Raw genomic sequence first — 17,215 nt, forward strand, 5'->3', positions numbered from 1 at the left:
CCGGCGGCTTCCTCTACCCCGAGCCCGAACATTTTCAGGGAGATAGAGAGCCGTGTCCGTTTCCCTCGATGACGCCTATGTGAAAACATGTCTGCAGATCCTGCGGGCGTTGGCCGGGCAGCTCGAAAAGGCCGAAGACCATTGCAAGGCAGTCGGCGTCTCGCCCGAGACGCTGACCGAGGCGCGGCTTGCGCCCGACATGTGGCCGTTCGCCAAGCAGGTCTTGGAGGCCGGGCATCATTCGGCCCGCGCGATCGAAGGCGTTCGCGCAGGCGTGTTCGGTCCCGAGCTCGATCCGGTGCCGAGCGAATTCCCGACATTGCGCGAACAGGTCGCCCAGTCGATCGCGACACTCGAGGGCGTTGCGCCGGGCGAACTCGACGCCATCGCCGATCGCGACATGCGCTTCGAGTTCAAGAGCTACCGCATGGACTTCACTGTCGCGAACTTCCTGCTCAGCTTCTCGCTGCCCAACTTCTTCTTCCATGCCACGACCGCCTATGACCTTCTGCGCAGCCAGGGCGTTGCCCTCGGCAAGGGGGATTTCCTCGGACAGACCCGCAGGAAAGCCTGAGCCGGCGCCCCGTTCGCCTTGACCCGAAGGGGGATCTCGCCTAAGGGCGCGCATCCTTTGCGGCTTCAGGTCGCAGGGGAAGATTTAGAGCTGAACATTGTCGCTCGCGTGTTTTCGGTGCTTTTCCGGCGGTTTTGCCTCCGGATCGGTCCCATGACAGCTGGTCTTGTCCCGATTCGGGCAAGGGCGCTTTCGGAAACCCGGTGGCAAAGTAATCCGGCGGTTCGTGCCGGGTGGAGTGTTTTTCGGCTCACGATTGCGGCCAGGGTCCTGGTTCGTCGGCGTCGCCATCAGGCTGATGCGGTAACGGCGGTCAGAACCGGTCCTTCGTGACTTCCGATCATGCTTCGTCTTTCGAACCCGCCGGGCCTGATGACCCGGGGTGCGACGGGTCCGTCCCGTGGCTTGCGTTCTGCGCCCACGGTACGGGCCGGATCCATCGCACTCCCATTTTGAAAGAAGAGTATAGATGCCCACGATCAACCAGCTGGTCCGCAAGGGCCGCGAACCGCAGAAGGCCAAGTCGAAGGTCCCTGCGATGGAGCAGAACCCGCAGAAGCGTGGCGTCTGCACCCGCGTCTACACCACGACCCCGAAGAAGCCGAACTCGGCACTTCGCAAGGTCGCCAAGGTGCGCCTGACCAACAGCCGCGAAGTCATCTCGTACATCCCGGGTGAAGGCCACAACCTGCAGGAGCACTCGGTCGTGCTCATCCGCGGCGGCCGCGTTCGCGACCTTCCCGGCGTTCGCTACCACATCCTGCGCGGCGTGCTCGACACGCAGGGCGTCAAGGACCGCAAGCAGTCGCGCTCGAAGTACGGCGCCAAGCGTCCGAAGTGATCCGGCAGCGGCGCTTTACCGCGCCGCGCGATGAAGATTGACCGGCCGGGAAGGCGAAAGCGCCCGGTCGCAAGAACAAGGAATTCTAAACGATGTCACGTCGTCGTCGTCCCGAGAAGCGGGAAATCCTGCCTGATCCGAAGTTCGGTGATCAGGTCCTGTCGAAGTTCATGAACAACCTCATGCTCGACGGCAAGAAGTCGGTCGCCGAAAGCATCGTCTACGGTGCGCTCGACACCATGGAATCGCGCGCCAAGGCCGATCCGGTCCAGCTGTTCCACGATGCGCTGAACAACGTGAAGCCGCAGATCGAAGTGCGCAGCCGCCGCGTCGGTGGTGCGACCTACCAGGTTCCGGTCGAGGTTCGCCCCGAGCGTGCCCAGGCCCTGGCCATCCGCTGGCTGATCTCGGCGGCGCGCAATCGTCCCGAGACCACCATGGCCGCCCGCCTTTCGGGCGAGCTGATGGACGCTGCCAACAACCGCGGCAATGCCGTGAAGAAGCGCGAAGACACGCACCGCATGGCGGACGCAAACCGCGCCTTCTCGCACTACCGCTGGTAATCGGCGTCGTGACGCTCGGGACGTGAAGTCATCCGGGCGTCACACTTTCAATTCAGGGGGCGGGGGCCTATCTCGCGATCGGCCCCACCTTCAAGAAACTCCTGCTGAAGGAACTTCACCATGGCACGTAGCCATTCGCTCAATATGTACCGTAACATCGGTATCATGGCGCACATCGACGCCGGCAAGACCACCACGACCGAGCGTATCCTCTATTACACCGGCAAGTCCTACAAGATCGGCGAAGTGCACGACGGCGCTGCGACCATGGACTGGATGGAGCAGGAGCAGGAACGCGGCATCACCATCACCTCGGCAGCGACCACCTGCTTCTGGGGCGACTACCGCATCAACATCATCGACACCCCCGGACACGTCGACTTCACCATCGAAGTCGAGCGTTCGCTGCGCGTGCTCGACGGCGCGGTTGCGTGCTTCGACGGCGTTGCCGGCGTTGAGCCGCAGTCGGAAACCGTGTGGCGTCAGGCTGACAAGTACGGCGTTCCGCGCATGTGCTTCATCAACAAGCTCGACCGCACCGGGGCCGACTTCAAGTACTGCGTCCAGTCGATCATCGACCGCCTCGGCGCCACCCCTGCAGTGCTTTACCTGCCGATCGGTCTCGAGTCCGATCTCAAGGGTCTCGTCGACCTGGTCCACAACCGCGCGATCATCTGGAAGGACGAATCGCTCGGCGCCGAGTTCTTCTATGAAGAGATTCCGGCCGACATGGCGGACGAAGCCGAGCTGTACCGCAGCCAGCTTATCGAACTCGCCGTCGAGCAGGACGACGATGTCATGGAAGCGTACCTCGAAGGCAACGAGCCCGACGTCGACACGCTGAAGCGCCTGATCCGCAAGGGTACGCTCGGCCACGCGTTCGTTCCGGTCGTTTGCGGTTCGGCGTTCAAGAACAAGGGCGTTCAGCCGCTGCTCGACGCCGTCGTCGACTACCTGCCTTCGCCGCTCGACATCGAAGACGTCCAGGGCGTCAAGGTCGACAGCGACGAGCCCGACAGCCGTCCGCCGTCGGACGACGCGCCGTTCTCGGCGCTGGCCTTCAAGGTCATGAACGACCCGTTCGTCGGCTCGCTCACTTTCTGCCGCATCTACTCGGGCACGCTCTCGAAGGGTTCGTACCTGAACTCGGTGAAGCAGAAGAAGGAAAAGGTCGGCCGTATCCTCGAGATGCATGCCAACGAGCGCAAGGACATCGAAGAAGCCTACGCAGGCGACATCGTTGCGCTGGCCGGCATGAAGGAAACGACCACCGGCGATACGCTCTGCTCGGAGAAGGCGCCGATCGTTCTCGAGCGCATGGAATTCCCCGAGCCGGTCATCGAGCTGTCGGTGGAACCCAAGACCAAGGCCGACCAGGAGAAGATGGGCGTTGCGCTCAACCGTCTCTCGGCCGAGGATCCCAGCTTCCGCGTCTCGACCGATCACGAATCGGGCCAGACCATCATCAAGGGCATGGGCGAACTTCACCTCGACATCATCGTCGACCGCATGCGTCGCGAGTTCAAGGTCGAAGCCAACGTCGGTGCGCCGCAGGTGGCCTATCGCGAATATCTCGCGAAGCCGGTCGACGTGGACTACACCCACAAGAAGCAGTCGGGCGGTACCGGCCAGTTCGGTCGCGTGAAGGTCAAGGTCACGCCGGGCGAGCGCGGTTCGGGCATCACCTTCAAGGACGAAGTCAAGGGCGGTAACATTCCGAAGGAATACATCCCGGCCATCGAGAAGGGCATGCGCGAAACGGCCGAGACCGGCTCGCTCGTCGGCTTCCCGATCATCGACTTCGACATCGTGCTTTATGACGGTGCCTACCACGACGTCGACTCGTCGGCCCTGGCCTTCGAAATCGCCGGTCGCGGATGTATGCGCGAAGTCGCCCAGAAGGCCGGCATCAAGCTGCTCGAACCGATCATGAAGGTCGAGGTCGTCACCCCCGAGGAATACCTCGGTGACGTCATCGGCGACATGAACAGCCGTCGTGGCCAGATCCAGGGCACCGACAGCCGCGGCAACGCCCAGGTTGTCGAGGCCAACGTGCCGCTGGCAAACATGTTCGGCTACGTGAACCAGCTCCGCTCGTTCACCCAGGGCCGCGCGAACTACTCCATGTTCTTCTCTCACTACGACGAGGTCCCGGCCAACGTCGCGGCCGAGGTGAAGGAGAAGCTTGCCTAAGGGCAGGAATGGTTCTAGGGGCGGCGCCTGATTCAGCGGGCGTCGCCTATCTATCCCGCAGATTCAATTTCAAACGAGAAGAAGGTTTGTAAGATGGCGAAGGCAAAATTTGAGCGGAACAAGCCGCACTGCAACATTGGCACCATCGGCCACGTCGACCACGGCAAGACCACGCTGACTGCCGCGATCACCAAGGTTCTTTCGGAAACTTTCGGCGGTGAAGCAGTCGACTTCGCCAACATCGACAAGGCTCCCGAAGAGCGCGAGCGCGGCATCACCATCTCGACCGCACACGTCGAGTACGAGACCGACCAGCGTCACTACGCCCACGTCGACTGCCCGGGTCACGCTGACTACGTCAAGAACATGATCACCGGTGCCGCCCAGATGGACGGCGCGATCCTCGTCGTGAACGCTGCCGACGGCCCGATGCCCCAGACCCGTGAGCACATCCTGCTCGCCCGTCAGGTCGGCGTTCCGGCTCTCGTCGTGTTCATGAACAAGGTCGACCAGGTCGACGACGAAGAGCTCCTCGAGCTCGTCGAACTCGAAGTTCGCGAACTGCTGTCCTCGTACGACTTCCCGGGCGACGATATTCCGATCATCAAGGGCTCGGCTCTGGCCGCTCTCGAAGGCCGCGACGACGCCATCGGCAAGGAAAAGATCCTCGAGCTCATGAAGGCCGTGGACGAGTACATCCCGCAGCCGCCGCGCCCGACCGACAAGCCCTTCCTGATGCCCGTCGAAGACGTGTTCTCGATCTCGGGCCGTGGTACGGTTGTTACCGGCCGCGTCGAAACCGGCATCATCAAGGTCGGTGAAGAAGTCGAAGTCATCGGTATCCGCGACACGCAGAAGACCACCGTCACCGGCGTCGAAATGTTCCGCAAGCTGCTCGACCAGGGCGAAGCCGGCGACAACATCGGCGCGCTGGTTCGTGGCCTGAAGCGCGACGACGTGGAGCGTGGCCAGGTTCTCGCCAAGCCGGGCACCGTGACCCCGCACACCGAGTTCTCGGCTGAGGTCTACGTCCTGTCGAAGGACGAAGGCGGCCGTCACACGCCGTTCTTCGCGAACTACCGTCCGCAGTTCTACTTCCGCACCACCGACGTCACCGGCGAAGTGATCCTTCCCGAGGGCACCGAGATGGTGATGCCGGGCGACAACGTGACCCTGTCGGTCAAGCTCATCGCTCCGATCGCCATGGACGAAGGTCTGCGCTTCGCTATCCGCGAAGGCGGCCGCACCGTCGGCTCGGGCGTTGTTGCCACGATCACGAAGTAATCTTCGCGATCCTCGGGCGACCGAGACAAGGGCCCGGCTTCCGCAAGGAGGCCGGGCTTTTTGCTGTGCAGGGCATTTGCAGCCGACACCGGGGCTGGCGTCCGGATCGCTCCGCGCTTAGGGCGTCTGCATGGCACGCAAGTATTCAAAGCACGGTCCCAGAGAGGACGTCTTCACGGACGGCGACGATGCACCCGAGGCGCCGCCGCCGCCCGATTGCTGGCTTTGCTCCAGGCCCTGCGGCGAGACGGTGATCTGGCATCACCCGGTGCCGAAAAGCCGGGGAGGGCGCGACACCGTGCCGATGCACCCGATCTGCCAGAACATGCTGATCACCACCTTCACCAATTCCGAGCTTCAGCGCTACGGTCTCGATGTCGATCTCTTGAAGATCGACCCGCGTATCGAGAAGTTCCTCGGCTGGGTTGCGAACAAGGATCCCGACTTCAACGCCGCGCTCGGCAAGAAGAAGCAGCGCTGACAGGTCCGTGCGTTCCCGCGTACTTCTGGCCTGGACGAATGTTTCGCGAATCAGGCTGGGTGCATCATTTCGTTGCGGCCGCGGAAATCGGCGAAAATAAGGGGCGCAAAGGGCTTGCACGAATCCGGGATGCGGTGTAGGGGCGCGGCTCGAATTTGTTCGGGGCTACGGTCCCTAGGCTCTTTCTCATCGGTAGTAGGTAATGGAAGCTCAGAACATCCGCATTCGCCTGAAGGCGTTTGACCACCGCGTACTCGACCAGGCCACTGGCGAGATCGCCGACACCGCCCGCCGTACCGGCGCGCTCATTCGGGGCCCCATTCCGCTTCCGACGAAGATCGAAAAGTTCACCGTGAACCGCGGTCCTCACATCGACAAGAAGTCGCGTGAGCAGTTCGAGGTTCGCACCTACAAGCGTCTGCTCGACATCGTGCAGCCGAACGCCGCCACCGTCGACGCGCTGATGAAGCTCGACCTGGCCGCAGGCGTGAACGTTGAGATCAAGCTGGCCTAAGCCGGCTTCAGGGGCTGCCTTTGGCGGCCCCATGGTCCTTTCCGGGCGGACCTTAAACTGCCGGAACGACATTCGGATCCTCGGATCCAACTGACCTTGTCGGCCCTCGAGGCCGGCTTTGCGGGGAGAAACCCGCAGAGACAGAGCCCCCAAGGGAAACCGGCGGGGACACAAGGGATACCTCCGGTGCTGCCTTCGGGCCAGTGCCGGGAATGCGTCCCCCGTCTCGCTTCCGGCAGGTGCCAAGGGCACCAGCAAGGGAGCACCCAGCCCGGACGGGGCATGCATCACAATTTGGGCTGGACACGCCTGTGCGGGATGGGCTCGCGCAGGCCTCTGTAAGGAGTAAAGGTCATGCGTACAGGCGTGATCGCCAAGAAGGTCGGGATGACCCGACTGTTCCAGGAGGACGGACGGCACGTGCCGGTTACCGTTCTGGCGCTGGAAGATTGCCAGGTGGTTTCGGTTCGCACTGCCGATCGTGACGGATACGTCGCGGTTCAGCTCGGTGCCGGCGAAGCCAAGCAGAAGAACGTTGCCAAGCCGCAGCGCGAGCACTTCGCCAAGGCTGAAGTTCCGCTCAAGATGCGCGTTGCCGAGTTCCGCGTCGCCGACGACGCGCTGCTCGACGTCGGCTCGACCATCGCTGCCTCGCACTTCGTGCCCGGCCAGCTCGTCGACGTTGCCGGTCACACCCAGGGCAAGGGCTTTGCGGGCGCCATGAAGCGTTGGGGCTTCGGCGGTCTTCGCGCCACCCACGGTGTTTCGCTCTCGCACCGTTCGCACGGTTCGACGGGTAACCGCCAGGATCCGGGCAAGGTCTTCAAGAACAAGAAGATGGCCGGCCATATGGGCGACCGTCAGCGCACCCAGCAGAACCTCGAGATCGTCCGCGTGGACGATGAGCGCGGCCTGATCTTCGTCAAGGGCTCGGTCCCGGGCGCGAAGAACAGCTGGCTGACCGTTTCGGACGCCGTCAAGGTCGACCGTCACGCCGAGGCTCCGTACCCCGCCGGCCTGAAGCAGGCCGCAAACAGCAATGACACGGCCGCTGCCGACACGCCTGCGGAAGACACCGCGGCGCCGGAAGCGACCGAAGGCCAGGAGGGCTAAGTCGTGAAGGTCAAGGTCCTCAACCTCGATGGCAGCGCCGGCAAGGGCGACATCGAACTGTCGGATGACGTGTTCGGTCTCGAGCCGCGCGCAGACATCCTGCACCGCGTCGTCACCTGGCAGCTCGAGAACCGTCGCGGCATCGCCCGCGCCACCCGCGAGCGCTCGGACGTTGCACGCACCGGCAAGAAGTGGGGTCGCCAGAAGGGCGGCGGCACGGCTCGTCACGGTGACCGTGCGGCTCCGGTCTTCATCGGCGGTGGTAAGGCTCACGGTGCACGTCGCCGCGAGTTCAACATCTCGCTGAACAAGAAGATCCGCGCTCTCGGCCTCAAGATGGCTCTGTCCTCGAAGGCCCAGAACGGTCTCGTCATCGTCGACACCCTCGACGGTGAAGCCAAGACCAAGGCGCTCGCCGGTCAGCTCGCCAAGGCTGGCTTCGGCAAGAAGGTGCTCGTGATCGACGGCGAAGCGGTGAACGACAATTTCGCTCGTGCAGCCCGCAACATCGTCGGCGTCAACGTGCTCCCGGCTGTCGGCGCCAACGTCTATGACATCCTGAAGCATGATACGCTGGTGCTGACGCGCGCCGCGGTCGAGAAGCTGGAGGCGCGTTTCAATGGCTAAGAGCAACGTGGACATCCGTCACTACGACGTGATCCTCGCTCCCCACATCACCGAGAAGTCGACCCTCCTTTCGGAGAACAACGCGGTCGTCTTCAAGGTTGCCGGCGGCGCGAGCAAGCCCGAGATCAAGGCTGCTGTCGAAGCTCTGTTCGACGTCAAGGTTACTGGCGTGAACACCCTGGTCACCAAGGGCAAGACCAAGCGCTGGCGCGGTAAGGCTTACCGCCGCAGCGACGTGAAGAAGGCGATCGTCACGCTGGCCGAAGGTCAGTCGATTGACGTGACCGAAGGCGTACGGGGCTGATTCGATGGCACTGAAGAACTACAACCCGACCAGCCCCGCCCGCCGCGGCCTGGTCCTCGTCGACAAGTCGGCGCTGTGGAAGGGCAAGCCGGTCAAGGCGCTTACCGAAGGTAAGAACAAGACCGGTGGCCGCAACAACAAGGGCCATGTCACCTCGCGCGGCATCGCCGGTGGTCACAAGCAGAAGTACCGCTTCATCGACTTCAAGCGTCGCAAGTGGGACATGGAAGCGACCGTGGAGCGGATCGAATACGATCCCAACCGCACCGCTTTCATCGCACTCGTGAAGTACACGGACGGTGAACTCGCCTACATCCTCGCGCCGCAGCGTCTGGCCATCGGCGACGTCGTCGTCGCCGGCGAGAAGACCGACGTGAAGCCGGGCAATGCGATGCTTCTGTCGCAGATGCCGGTCGGCACGATCTGCCACAACGTCGAGATGAAGCCGGGCAAGGGCGGCCAGATCGCCCGTTCGGCAGGCACTTACGTCCAGGTCGTCGGTCGTGACCGCGGCATGGTCATCGTGCGCCTCAACTCGGGCGAGCAGCGCTACCTGCGCGGCGATTGCATGGGCACGGTTGGCGCGGTCTCGAACCCCGACAACCAGAACCAGACCCTCGCCAAGGCTGGCCGCAAGCGTTGGATGGGCCGTCGCCCGCTGACCCGCGGCGTCGCCAAGAACCCGGTCGACCACCCGCACGGCGGTGGTGAAGGCCGCACCTCGGGCGGCCGTCACCCGGTCACTCCGTGGGGCAAGCCGACCAAGGGTGCCCGCACTCGCAACAACAAGCAGACGGACAAGATGATCATCCGTTCGCGCCACGCCAAGAAGAAGAGGTAAGACACGATGGCACGTTCCGTCTGGAAAGGCCCCTTCGTCGACCTGTACCTTCTCAAGAAGGCCGAGGTCGCGCAGGATGCAGGAGCCAAGGCCGGCCCGATCAAGACCTGGTCGCGTCGTTCCACTATCCTTCCGCAGTTCGTTGGTTTGACCTTCCAGGTCTACAACGGTCACAAGTTCATCCCGGTCTCGGTCAACGAGGACATGGTCGGCCACAAGCTCGGTGAATTTGCGCCCACGCGCACGTTCCCCGGTCACGCCGCCGACAAGAAGGGCAAGCGCTAATGAGCAAGCAGGCAGCACCCCGCCGCGTTGGCGAGAAGGAAGCTCTTGCGGTCGGCACCACCATTCGTGGTTCCGCCCAGAAGCTCAACCTCGTCGCCGGCCTGATCCGCGGCAAGAAGGCCGAGGAAGCCATGAACATCCTCGCTTTCTCGAAGAAGGCGATGGCCGTGGATGCACGCAAGGTTCTCGCTTCGGCGATCGCCAATGCGGAAAACAACCACAACCTCGACGTCGACGCTCTCGTCGTTGCCGAGGCGTCGGTCGGCAAGTCGATCACCATGAAGCGTTTCCACGCTCGTGGTCGCGGCAAGTCCACCCGGATCCTCAAGCCGTTCTCGCGCCTCAGGATCGTCGTTCGCGAAGTCGAGGAGGCCTGATCCATGGGTCACAAGAGCAATCCGATCGGTCTGCGTCTGCAGATCAACCGTACCTGGGACAGCCGCTGGTTCGCGGAAGGCCGGGACTACGGCAAGCTGCTTGAGGAAGACCTCAAGATCCGCAAGTTCATCATCGAGAGCGTGCCCCAGGCAGCGATCTCGAAGGTGGTGATCGAGCGTCCCGCCAAGCTGTGCCGCGTGTCGATCTATGCCGCCCGTCCGGGTGTCATCATCGGCAAGAAGGGCGCCGACATCGAGAAGCTTCGCAAGAAGCTCGCTGCGATGACCGAAAGCGAAGTGAAGCTGAACATCGTCGAAATCCGCAAGCCGGAAATCGACGCCAAGCTCGTCGCCCAGGGCATTGCCGACCAGCTCGTGCGTCGCGTCGCTTTCCGCCGCGCCATGAAGCGTGCGATGCAGTCCGCGATGCGTCTGGGCGCCGAAGGCGTCAAGATCATGTGCGGTGGCCGTCTCGGCGGCGCTGAAATCGCCCGTGTCGAGCAGTATCGCGAAGGTCGCGTTCCGCTCCACACGCTGCGTGCGAACATCGACTATGCCGAAGCCGAGGCGCTGACCGCCTATGGCATCATCGGCATCAAGGTGTGGGTCTTCAAGGGCGAGATTCTCGGCCACGACCCGACGGCGCAGGATCGTTTGATGATGGAGGCCCAGACCTCCGGCGTCCGTCCGGCGCGCTGAGGCTTGAGGTAGAGAAGCACCATGCTGCAACCGAAGAAAACCAAGTTCCGCAAGGCGTTCAAAGGTAAGATCCATGGCAATGCCAAGGGTGGTACCGACCTGAACTTCGGCTCGTACGGCCTCAAGGCCCTCGAGCCCGAGCGGATCACCGCCCGCCAGATCGAGGCGGCTCGCCGCGCGATCACGCGTCACATCAAGCGCCAGGGCCGTCTCTGGATCCGCGTCTTCCCGGACGTGCCGGTTTCGAAGAAGCCTGCCGAAGTCCGTCAGGGTAAGGGCAAGGGTTCGGTCGAATACTGGGCAGCCCGCGTCAAGCCGGGTCGCATCCTATTCGAACTGGACGGCGTTGCCGGCCCGCTCGCCGCGGAGGCTTTCAGCCGCGCCGCGATGAAGCTGCCGATCAAGACCAAGGTCGTTGCCCGTCTCGGCGACACCTCGCACTTGGGTGGAGACAAGTAATGGCGAACCGCACTGAAGACTTGCGCGCCAAGACCGACGACCAGCTGACCGCTGAACTCGTCGACCTCAAGCGCGAACAGTTCAACCTGCGTTTCCAGGCCGCCACGAGCCAGCTCGAGCGCCCGGCACGCATCAAGGAAGTCCGTCGCGACATCGCCCGCATCAAGACGCTCCAGGCTGAGCGTGCGGCGAAGGCGTAAGGAGGAAACACGATGCCAAAGCGTATTCTGATCGGTACCGTCGTTTCCGACAAGACCGACAAGACCGTTACCGTGCTCGTCGAGCGTAAGGTGAAGCACCCGTTGTACGGGAAGATCATCCGCCGTTCGAAGAAGTACCATGCCCACGACGAGGACAACGCCTACCGCACCGGTGAGCGCGTCCGCATCGAGGAAACCAAGCCGATCTCCAAGACCAAGTCCTGGAAGGTGCTGGATCGCCTCGCTGCAAGCAAGGGCACTGCTGTCGAGGCCAACCTCGACGTCGAAGCAGCGAACTAAGACGTTTTTTTGGAACTGCTGGGCTGGTTTCGGCCAAAGTCCCAGTAAGCCAGTTGAGAAGGAACCGGATCGATGATCCAGATGCAATCCAATCTCGACGTCGCGGACAACAGCGGCGCAAAGCGCGTCCAGTGCATCAAGGTACTGGGCGGGTCCAAGCGTCGCTTCGCCGGCGTCGGCGACATCATCGTGGTGTCGGTGAAGGAGGCGCAGCCCCGCGCTCGCGTCAAGAAGGGCGACGTTCACCGTGCGGTGATCGTGCGCACCAAGAAGGACGTGCGCCGCGCTGACGGCAGCGTTATCCGCTTCGACAGCAACGCAGCTGTCCTCGTCAACAAGAACGAGGAGCCGATCGGCACCCGTATCTTCGGCCCCGTCGTGCGTGAACTGCGCGGACGTGGCTTCATGAAGATCATCTCGCTCGCTCCGGAGGTGCTGTAATGGCTGCCGCGAAGATCAAGAAGGGTGACAGCGTCGTCGTCCTGTCCGGCAAGGACAAGGGCCGCACCGGTACCGTGCTTCAGGTTCTCCCGAAGGACGGCAAGGTCGTGGTCGAAGGCGTCAACGTCGCCACCAAGCACCGCAAGCCGACGCAGATGAACCCGCAGGGTGGCATCGAGCGCACGCCGGCTCCGATGGCGATCAGCAAGGTCGCGGTTGCCGACAAGGACGGCAAGCCGACCCGCGTTCGCTTCGAAACCAAGGACGGCAAGAAGGTCCGTGTGGCCGTGAAGTCCGGGGAGACCATCGATGGCTGAGAAGTACACTCCGCGCATGCGTTCGCGCTACGACGACGAGATCGTCAAGGCGATGACCGAGAAGTTCGGTTACAAGAACGTCATGGAAGTGCCCAGGATCGAGAAGATCACGCTCAACATGGGCGTGGGCGAGGCGAGCCAGGACAAGAAGAAGGTCCAGACCGCCGCTGCCGAGATGGAGGCGATCGCCGGCCAGAAGCCCGTGATCACCAAGGCTCGCAAGTCGATCGCGCAGTTCAAGCTGCGTGAAGGCATGCCGATCGGTTGCAAGGTTACCCTGCGCCGTGAACGCATGTACGAGTTCCTCGATCGTCTGATCACCATCGCGATGCCCCGCATCCGTGACTTCCGTGGCCTCAACCCGAAGTCGTTCGACGGCCGCGGCAACTACGCGATGGGTCTCAAGGAGCAGATCATCTTCCCGGAGATCAGCTACGACAAGATCGAGAAGGTGCGTGGCATGGACATCATCGTCACCACCACCGCCAAGACCGACGACGAGGCGCGCGAGCTGCTGCGTCTGTTCGGTTTCCCGTTCCCGGCCGAAGCCGAGGAACAGAAGGAGGCGGCGTGAGCCGCCGCTGAGGAAGAGAGCTTAAGTCCATGGCGAAACTGAGTTCCGTGAACAAGAACGAGCGTCGCAAGAAGCTCGTCAAGAAGTACGCAGGCAAGTATGCGCGCCTCAAGGCGATCGCTGACGATGAATCGCTCGACGAAACCGAGCGTCTCATCGCCCGCCTGAAGCTGGCCGAGATCCCGCGCAACGGCAACCCGACCCGGGTTCGCAACCGCTGCGCCACGACCGGCCGTCCGCGCGGTTACTACCGCAAGTTCGGCCTCTGCCGCATCGAGCTGCGCGATCTTGCCAACAAGGGCATGATCCCCGGCGTGACGAAGTCGAGCTGGTAAGGGGCATATAGAAAATGGCTATGACCGATCCCCTGGGTGATATGCTCACCCGCATCCGCAACGGCCAGCGCGCCAAGAAGGACTCCGTCCTGTCGCCGGCCTCCAAGCTTCGTGCACGCGTGCTCGAAGTGCTCCAGCGCGAAGGCTACATCCGTGGCTACAGCGAAGATGCCACCGGCGCTCACCCGCAGCTGCGCATCGAACTGAAGTACTTTGAAGGCGAGCCCGCCATCAAGCACGTTCAGCGCGTTTCCAAGCCTGGTCGCCGCGTCTATTCGGGTTCCAAGGAACTTCCGATCGTGCGCAACGGCCTTGGCATCACCATCGTCTCGACGCCCAAGGGCGTGCTTTCCGACGCGGAAGCCCGTTCGCAGAACGTCGGCGGCGAAGTGCTTGCGGAGGTGTTCTGATGAGCCGCATCGGCAAGAAGGCGGTTGCGATCCCCGGCGGTGTCACCGCCGCGATCGACAACGGCATCCTCTCGGTCAAGGGGCCCAAGGGCGCCCTGACCATGGGTCTTTCTGACCAGGTGACCTACGCGGTTGAAGACGGCACCATTGCGGTGAAGCCGATCAACCAGTCGAAGCAGGCCCGCAGCCACTGGGGCATGCAGCGCACGCTCGTTGCCAACCTGATCGAAGGCGTGACCGAAGGTTTCTCCAAGGTCCTCGAGATCAAGGGCGTCGGCTACCGCGCGCAGGCCCAGGGCAAGAAGCTCAAGCTTCAGCTCGGCTTCTCGCACGATGTCGACATCGACGTGCCCGAAGGCATCGAGATCAAGACCCCGGACAACACCACGGTCGAGATCTCCGGTATTGACAAGCAGAAGGTCGGCCAGATTGCGGCCGAGATCCGTCGCTGGCGCAAGCCCGAACCCTACAAGGGCAAGGGCATCAAGTACCGCGGCGAGTTCATCTTCCGCAAGGAAGGGAAGAAGAAGTAATGGCAAAGCTTTCCCTTTTCGAACGCCGTCGCCGGCGTGTTCGTACCGCTCTGCGTGCCCGTGGCGGCGATCGTCCGCGTCTGTCGGTGCACCGCACCGGCCGTCACATCTATGCGCAGATCATCGATGATGCGCAGGGCCGCACCGTGGCTGCCGCCAATACCCTTGGCGGCAAGGGCACCGACGTCGACGCGGCTACCCGCGTCGGCAAGGAGCTCGCCGAGGCTGCCAAGAAGGCGGGCGTGACTTCCGTCGTGTTCGACCGTGGCGGTTTCCTGTTCCATGGCCGCGTCAAGGCGCTGGCCGAAGCCGCCCGCGAAGGCGGGCTGGAGTTCTGATCATGGCTGACGAAAACACCAACCCCGAACAGCCGATTGCGGCTGAGCACCCGCAGGGCGGTGAGCCGCGGGAGGCCCGTGAGGGTCGCGGTCGTGGCGGCCGTGGTCGCGGTGATCGTGGCGAGCGTGGCGGCCGTGGCCGTCGCGACGACCGTCGCGGCAATCGCAACGAGGAAGATGGTGGTGAGGAGCTGATCGAAAAGCTCGTCCACATCAACCGCGTTTCGAAGACCGTGAAGGGCGGCAAGCGCTTCGGTTTCGCTGCTCTCGTCGTCGTTGGCGACGGCAAGGGCCGCGTCGGTTTCGGCCACGCGAAGGCTCGCGAAGTTCCCGAGGCGATCACCAAGGCCACTGCTTCTGCCAAGAAGAAGATGGTCCGCGTGCCGCTCAAGGAAGGCCGCACCCTGCACCACGACGGCAAGGGCCGTTTCGGTGCCGGCAAGGTCAACGTGCGTACCGCCCCGGCCGGTACCGGCATCATCGCCGGCGGTCCGATGCGCGCCGTGTTCGAGAGCCTGGGCGTTGCTGACGTCGTGACCAAGTCGGTCGGTACGTCGAACCCCTACAACATGATCCGCGCCACCTTCGACGCGCTGACCAACCAGACTTCGCCGAAGTCGGTTGCCCAGCGTCGTGGCAAGAAGGTTGCCGACCTCCTTGGTCGTGGCGGTGCCAGCGAAGCAGAGGCCGAGGCCGCTGCCGAAGCCATCGTGGAGTAATCAACCATGGCCAAGATCAAGATCAAGCAGATCGGTTCGCCGATCCGTCGCCCCGAGAGCCAGAAGAAGATCCTCATCGGTCTTGGCCTCGGCAAGATGCACAAGGTCGTCGAACTCGAGGACACCGCCGAAGTTCGCGGTGCGATCGCCAAGCTGCCCCACATGGTGGCCGTGGTCGACTGACCTGCTCGTTGGTTCTCCCTTGCGGGGAACGGTCGAGAGACATTCGAAAAGGGCTCCGGCGGCGACGTCGGGGCCCTTTTTCCTTGGCCCGTTGCGCGATTCGCCGCGTCGCGCTTTGATTACGCGGAGTTGCCGGTTAGGACTGCGCCTTGGGGCGGCCCGCCGATGGCGCATCGGGCTGCGGGCGATGAGGGCAGGGGGCTTTTGCCGAGATGAAGCAAGCACAGTTCCCGGCGTGGTACGGGATCATCTTCCTGCTCGTTGCACTCGCCCTGCGCGCCAGCACATTCGGCGACCCCAACCTCCACGTCGACGAGACGTTCTACCAGACCGTAGGCATCGCCATGCACCAGCAGCATGCGGTGCCCTATGTCGACGTCTGGGACCGCAAGCCCTGGGGGCTGTTCTTTCTCTATTACCTGATTGCCTTCATTTCCTATTCCCCGCTGGCCTACCAGCTGGTGGCAACGGTCCTCGCGGCGGCGACGGCATGGGTGATCGGTTCGATCGCGAGTTTCTGGAACCGGGCGCAGGGCGGTCTTCTTGCGGGAATCGCCTATCTGTTGTGGCTGGAGCAGGAGCAGGGTTTCGGCGGCCAGTCCCCGATCTTCTACAATCTCTTCGTGGGAAGTGCGGCGCTGCTGGTCCTGCAGGCGGTACCGGACCTGCGCGAAGGAAAGCCGGGTTGGCGTCCCTATGCAGCCATGCTGCTGGGTGGATGTGCTATCACGGTCAAGCAGACCAGCTTCTTTGAGAGCGCCTTCCTCGGCCTCTATAGCGCCTGGACCTTGTGGCACTCACCGCTTCCGCGCCGCAGGGTCTGCGCGATCATTGCATCGTGGGCGCTGCTGGGAGCTGCGCCGATGCTGGGGATTTCGGCCTGGTACTGGCTGGAAGGCTACTGGGCGATCTACTGGCACGCGATGGTGACATCGAACCTGGCCAAGCCGAAAGTCTGGTTGGCCTCCGGTATCCGCACGATCCTCATGTTCATCAGGCTTGCGCCGTTCCTCGTCATGGGCGTGCTCGGCATTCCGCAGATGGTTCCGCTGCAGCGCCAATTCATGGCTTTCTGGCTCCTGGCGGCGACCTTGGGGCTGCTCTCGGTTCCCAATTTCTACGTTCATTATGCCCTGCCGATCCTCGTGCCGCTCACCATCGTCAGCGCGGGACTGCTCCAGGGACGTATCGCCGGGCCCATCGCCATGGCAGTGCTGGGCTTCCTCGCGTTTCGCGAAACGTCGGTGCTGGACTTCGAGCACGCCCGGCGCTCGCGCGCGGCGATGGCGCAACTGGCCAAGGCCGTGCGGGCGCATGACGATGGCGGCCCGCTGTTCGTCTACGACGGGCCTTTCCAGCTCTATCACTTGACCGGGCACCGCTTCGTGACCCCGCTGGTCTTCCCGCATCACCTTGCCCAGACGATAGAGAAGGACGTCAGCCACCTCTCCACCGCAGGCGAAGTGCGCCGGGTCCTGGCCGAGCGTCCCAGCACCGTCGTGCTCGCACCAAAGCCGCGGCAGGATCCGGTCAATTGGGAGACGCTGGCGCCGGTGCGCGCCTATATCCATGCCAACTGCCGCCTCGTTGCCCGCGTGGAGACGCCCGAGTGGCTCCTCTCGAGCAAGATGGACGTCTGGGCGGACTGCAATCGGCAGGGCAGGGCGAAATAGCGCCTGTTCGCGCCGGCCTGCCTCTCGTGACACCTTC

The 17,215-nt window shown here is 63.3% G+C and carries 27 protein-coding genes; all 27 read left to right on the forward strand.

The annotated features are described in order from the left end of the window. The first annotated feature begins 52 nt into the window (after positions 1-52). The gene (locus PP1Y_RS14525) at positions 53-574 is read left to right on the forward strand and encodes a DUF1993 family protein (protein ID WP_013832928.1); all 522 of its coding nucleotides are present in this window, start codon (positions 53-55) and stop codon (positions 572-574) included. A gap of 469 nt (positions 575-1,043) precedes the next feature. Beyond that, positions 1,044-1,415 carry a 30S ribosomal protein S12 gene (gene rpsL / locus PP1Y_RS14530; protein ID WP_007011879.1) on the forward strand — a complete coding sequence of 124 codons (372 nt, stop codon included), beginning with the start codon at positions 1,044-1,046 and terminating at the stop codon, positions 1,413-1,415. A gap of 92 nt (positions 1,416-1,507) precedes the next feature. Then, entirely contained in the window at positions 1,508-1,978 is a 471-nt protein-coding gene (gene rpsG / locus PP1Y_RS14535; RefSeq protein WP_007011878.1) for a 30S ribosomal protein S7, read from the forward strand. Positions 1,979-2,098: 120 nt separating this feature from the next. Beyond that, the gene (fusA, locus tag PP1Y_RS14540; protein ID WP_013832929.1) at positions 2,099-4,171 is read left to right on the forward strand and encodes an elongation factor G; all 2,073 of its coding nucleotides are present in this window, start codon (positions 2,099-2,101) and stop codon (positions 4,169-4,171) included. Between the two features lie 93 nt (positions 4,172-4,264). Next, on the forward strand, positions 4,265-5,455 hold the full coding sequence (gene tuf / locus PP1Y_RS14545; RefSeq protein WP_007011876.1) for an elongation factor Tu: 1,191 nt from the start codon (positions 4,265-4,267) through the stop codon (positions 5,453-5,455). A 130-nt stretch (positions 5,456-5,585) separates the two neighbouring features. After that, on the forward strand, positions 5,586-5,936 hold the full coding sequence (locus tag PP1Y_RS14550; protein WP_013832930.1) for a hypothetical protein: 351 nt from the start codon (positions 5,586-5,588) through the stop codon (positions 5,934-5,936). A gap of 202 nt (positions 5,937-6,138) precedes the next feature. Beyond that, positions 6,139-6,450: a 30S ribosomal protein S10 gene (gene rpsJ / locus PP1Y_RS14555; protein WP_007011873.1), complete on the forward strand. Its 312-nt coding sequence runs from the start codon at positions 6,139-6,141 to the stop codon at positions 6,448-6,450. Between the two features lie 354 nt (positions 6,451-6,804). Next, the gene (gene rplC / locus PP1Y_RS14560) at positions 6,805-7,563 is read left to right on the forward strand and encodes a 50S ribosomal protein L3 (protein ID WP_013832931.1); all 759 of its coding nucleotides are present in this window, start codon (positions 6,805-6,807) and stop codon (positions 7,561-7,563) included. 3 nt (positions 7,564-7,566) lie between these two features. Beyond that, complete coding sequence (gene rplD, locus PP1Y_RS14565; RefSeq protein WP_007011871.1) at positions 7,567-8,190, forward strand: 50S ribosomal protein L4; 624 nt, start codon at positions 7,567-7,569, stop codon at positions 8,188-8,190. Continuing rightward, positions 8,183-8,494, forward strand: coding sequence for a 50S ribosomal protein L23 (locus PP1Y_RS14570; RefSeq protein WP_013832932.1), 312 nt, complete (start codon positions 8,183-8,185; stop codon positions 8,492-8,494). The genes rplD and PP1Y_RS14570 overlap by 8 nt, the downstream gene beginning before the upstream one ends. A 4-nt stretch (positions 8,495-8,498) precedes the next feature. Then, the gene (gene rplB / locus PP1Y_RS14575; RefSeq protein ID WP_007011869.1) at positions 8,499-9,335 is read left to right on the forward strand and encodes a 50S ribosomal protein L2; all 837 of its coding nucleotides are present in this window, start codon (positions 8,499-8,501) and stop codon (positions 9,333-9,335) included. Positions 9,336-9,341: 6 nt separating this feature from the next. After that, on the forward strand, positions 9,342-9,620 hold the full coding sequence (gene rpsS / locus PP1Y_RS14580; protein WP_007011868.1) for a 30S ribosomal protein S19: 279 nt from the start codon (positions 9,342-9,344) through the stop codon (positions 9,618-9,620). After that, positions 9,620-9,997 (forward strand): 50S ribosomal protein L22, encoded by a 378-nt coding sequence (rplV, locus tag PP1Y_RS14585; protein ID WP_007011867.1) that lies wholly within the window; start codon positions 9,620-9,622, stop codon positions 9,995-9,997. Before rpsS ends, rplV begins: the two co-directional genes overlap by 1 nt. Before the next feature lie 3 nt (positions 9,998-10,000). Beyond that, a complete protein-coding gene (gene rpsC / locus PP1Y_RS14590; RefSeq protein WP_007011866.1) occupies positions 10,001-10,696 on the forward strand; it encodes a 30S ribosomal protein S3 in 696 nt (231 codons plus the stop codon). Positions 10,697-10,717: 21 nt separating this feature from the next. After that, complete coding sequence (gene rplP, locus PP1Y_RS14595; protein ID WP_007011865.1) at positions 10,718-11,155, forward strand: 50S ribosomal protein L16; 438 nt, start codon at positions 10,718-10,720, stop codon at positions 11,153-11,155. Further along, positions 11,155-11,355 carry a 50S ribosomal protein L29 gene (rpmC, locus tag PP1Y_RS14600; protein ID WP_007011864.1) on the forward strand — a complete coding sequence of 67 codons (201 nt, stop codon included), beginning with the start codon at positions 11,155-11,157 and terminating at the stop codon, positions 11,353-11,355. The genes rplP and rpmC overlap by 1 nt, the downstream gene beginning before the upstream one ends. Before the next feature lie 12 nt (positions 11,356-11,367). Beyond that, positions 11,368-11,655 carry a 30S ribosomal protein S17 gene (gene rpsQ, locus PP1Y_RS14605; RefSeq protein WP_007011863.1) on the forward strand — a complete coding sequence of 96 codons (288 nt, stop codon included), beginning with the start codon at positions 11,368-11,370 and terminating at the stop codon, positions 11,653-11,655. 72 nt (positions 11,656-11,727) lie between these two features. Continuing rightward, positions 11,728-12,096, forward strand: a complete 369-nt coding sequence (gene rplN, locus PP1Y_RS14610; RefSeq protein ID WP_007011862.1) for a 50S ribosomal protein L14 — start codon at positions 11,728-11,730, stop codon at positions 12,094-12,096. Next, positions 12,096-12,413, forward strand: a complete 318-nt coding sequence (gene rplX / locus PP1Y_RS14615; RefSeq protein ID WP_007011861.1) for a 50S ribosomal protein L24 — start codon at positions 12,096-12,098, stop codon at positions 12,411-12,413. Before rplN ends, rplX begins: the two co-directional genes overlap by 1 nt. Beyond that, complete coding sequence (gene rplE / locus PP1Y_RS14620) at positions 12,406-12,987, forward strand: 50S ribosomal protein L5 (RefSeq protein WP_013832933.1); 582 nt, start codon at positions 12,406-12,408, stop codon at positions 12,985-12,987. Before rplX ends, rplE begins: the two co-directional genes overlap by 8 nt. A 29-nt stretch (positions 12,988-13,016) precedes the next feature. Next, on the forward strand, positions 13,017-13,322 hold the full coding sequence (gene rpsN, locus PP1Y_RS14625; protein ID WP_007011859.1) for a 30S ribosomal protein S14: 306 nt from the start codon (positions 13,017-13,019) through the stop codon (positions 13,320-13,322). 14 nt (positions 13,323-13,336) lie between these two features. Next, complete coding sequence (gene rpsH / locus PP1Y_RS14630) at positions 13,337-13,732, forward strand: 30S ribosomal protein S8 (protein ID WP_013832934.1); 396 nt, start codon at positions 13,337-13,339, stop codon at positions 13,730-13,732. Continuing rightward, complete coding sequence (gene rplF / locus PP1Y_RS14635; protein ID WP_013832935.1) at positions 13,732-14,265, forward strand: 50S ribosomal protein L6; 534 nt, start codon at positions 13,732-13,734, stop codon at positions 14,263-14,265. The genes rpsH and rplF overlap by 1 nt, the downstream gene beginning before the upstream one ends. Further along, positions 14,265-14,603: a 50S ribosomal protein L18 gene (gene rplR / locus PP1Y_RS14640; protein ID WP_007011856.1), complete on the forward strand. Its 339-nt coding sequence runs from the start codon at positions 14,265-14,267 to the stop codon at positions 14,601-14,603. Before rplF ends, rplR begins: the two co-directional genes overlap by 1 nt. Positions 14,604-14,605: 2 nt before the next feature. Further along, positions 14,606-15,322, forward strand: a complete 717-nt coding sequence (rpsE, locus tag PP1Y_RS14645; RefSeq protein WP_013832936.1) for a 30S ribosomal protein S5 — start codon at positions 14,606-14,608, stop codon at positions 15,320-15,322. A 6-nt stretch (positions 15,323-15,328) separates the two neighbouring features. Continuing rightward, entirely contained in the window at positions 15,329-15,505 is a 177-nt protein-coding gene (rpmD, locus tag PP1Y_RS14650) for a 50S ribosomal protein L30 (protein ID WP_013832937.1), read from the forward strand. Between the two features lie 212 nt (positions 15,506-15,717). Continuing rightward, complete coding sequence (locus PP1Y_RS14655) at positions 15,718-17,178, forward strand: hypothetical protein (protein WP_013832938.1); 1,461 nt, start codon at positions 15,718-15,720, stop codon at positions 17,176-17,178. The last annotated feature ends 37 nt before the right edge of the window (positions 17,179-17,215 follow it).

The organism is Novosphingobium sp. PP1Y (assembly GCF_000253255.1).
Taxonomy (GTDB): Bacteria; Pseudomonadota; Alphaproteobacteria; order Sphingomonadales; family Sphingomonadaceae; genus Novosphingobium.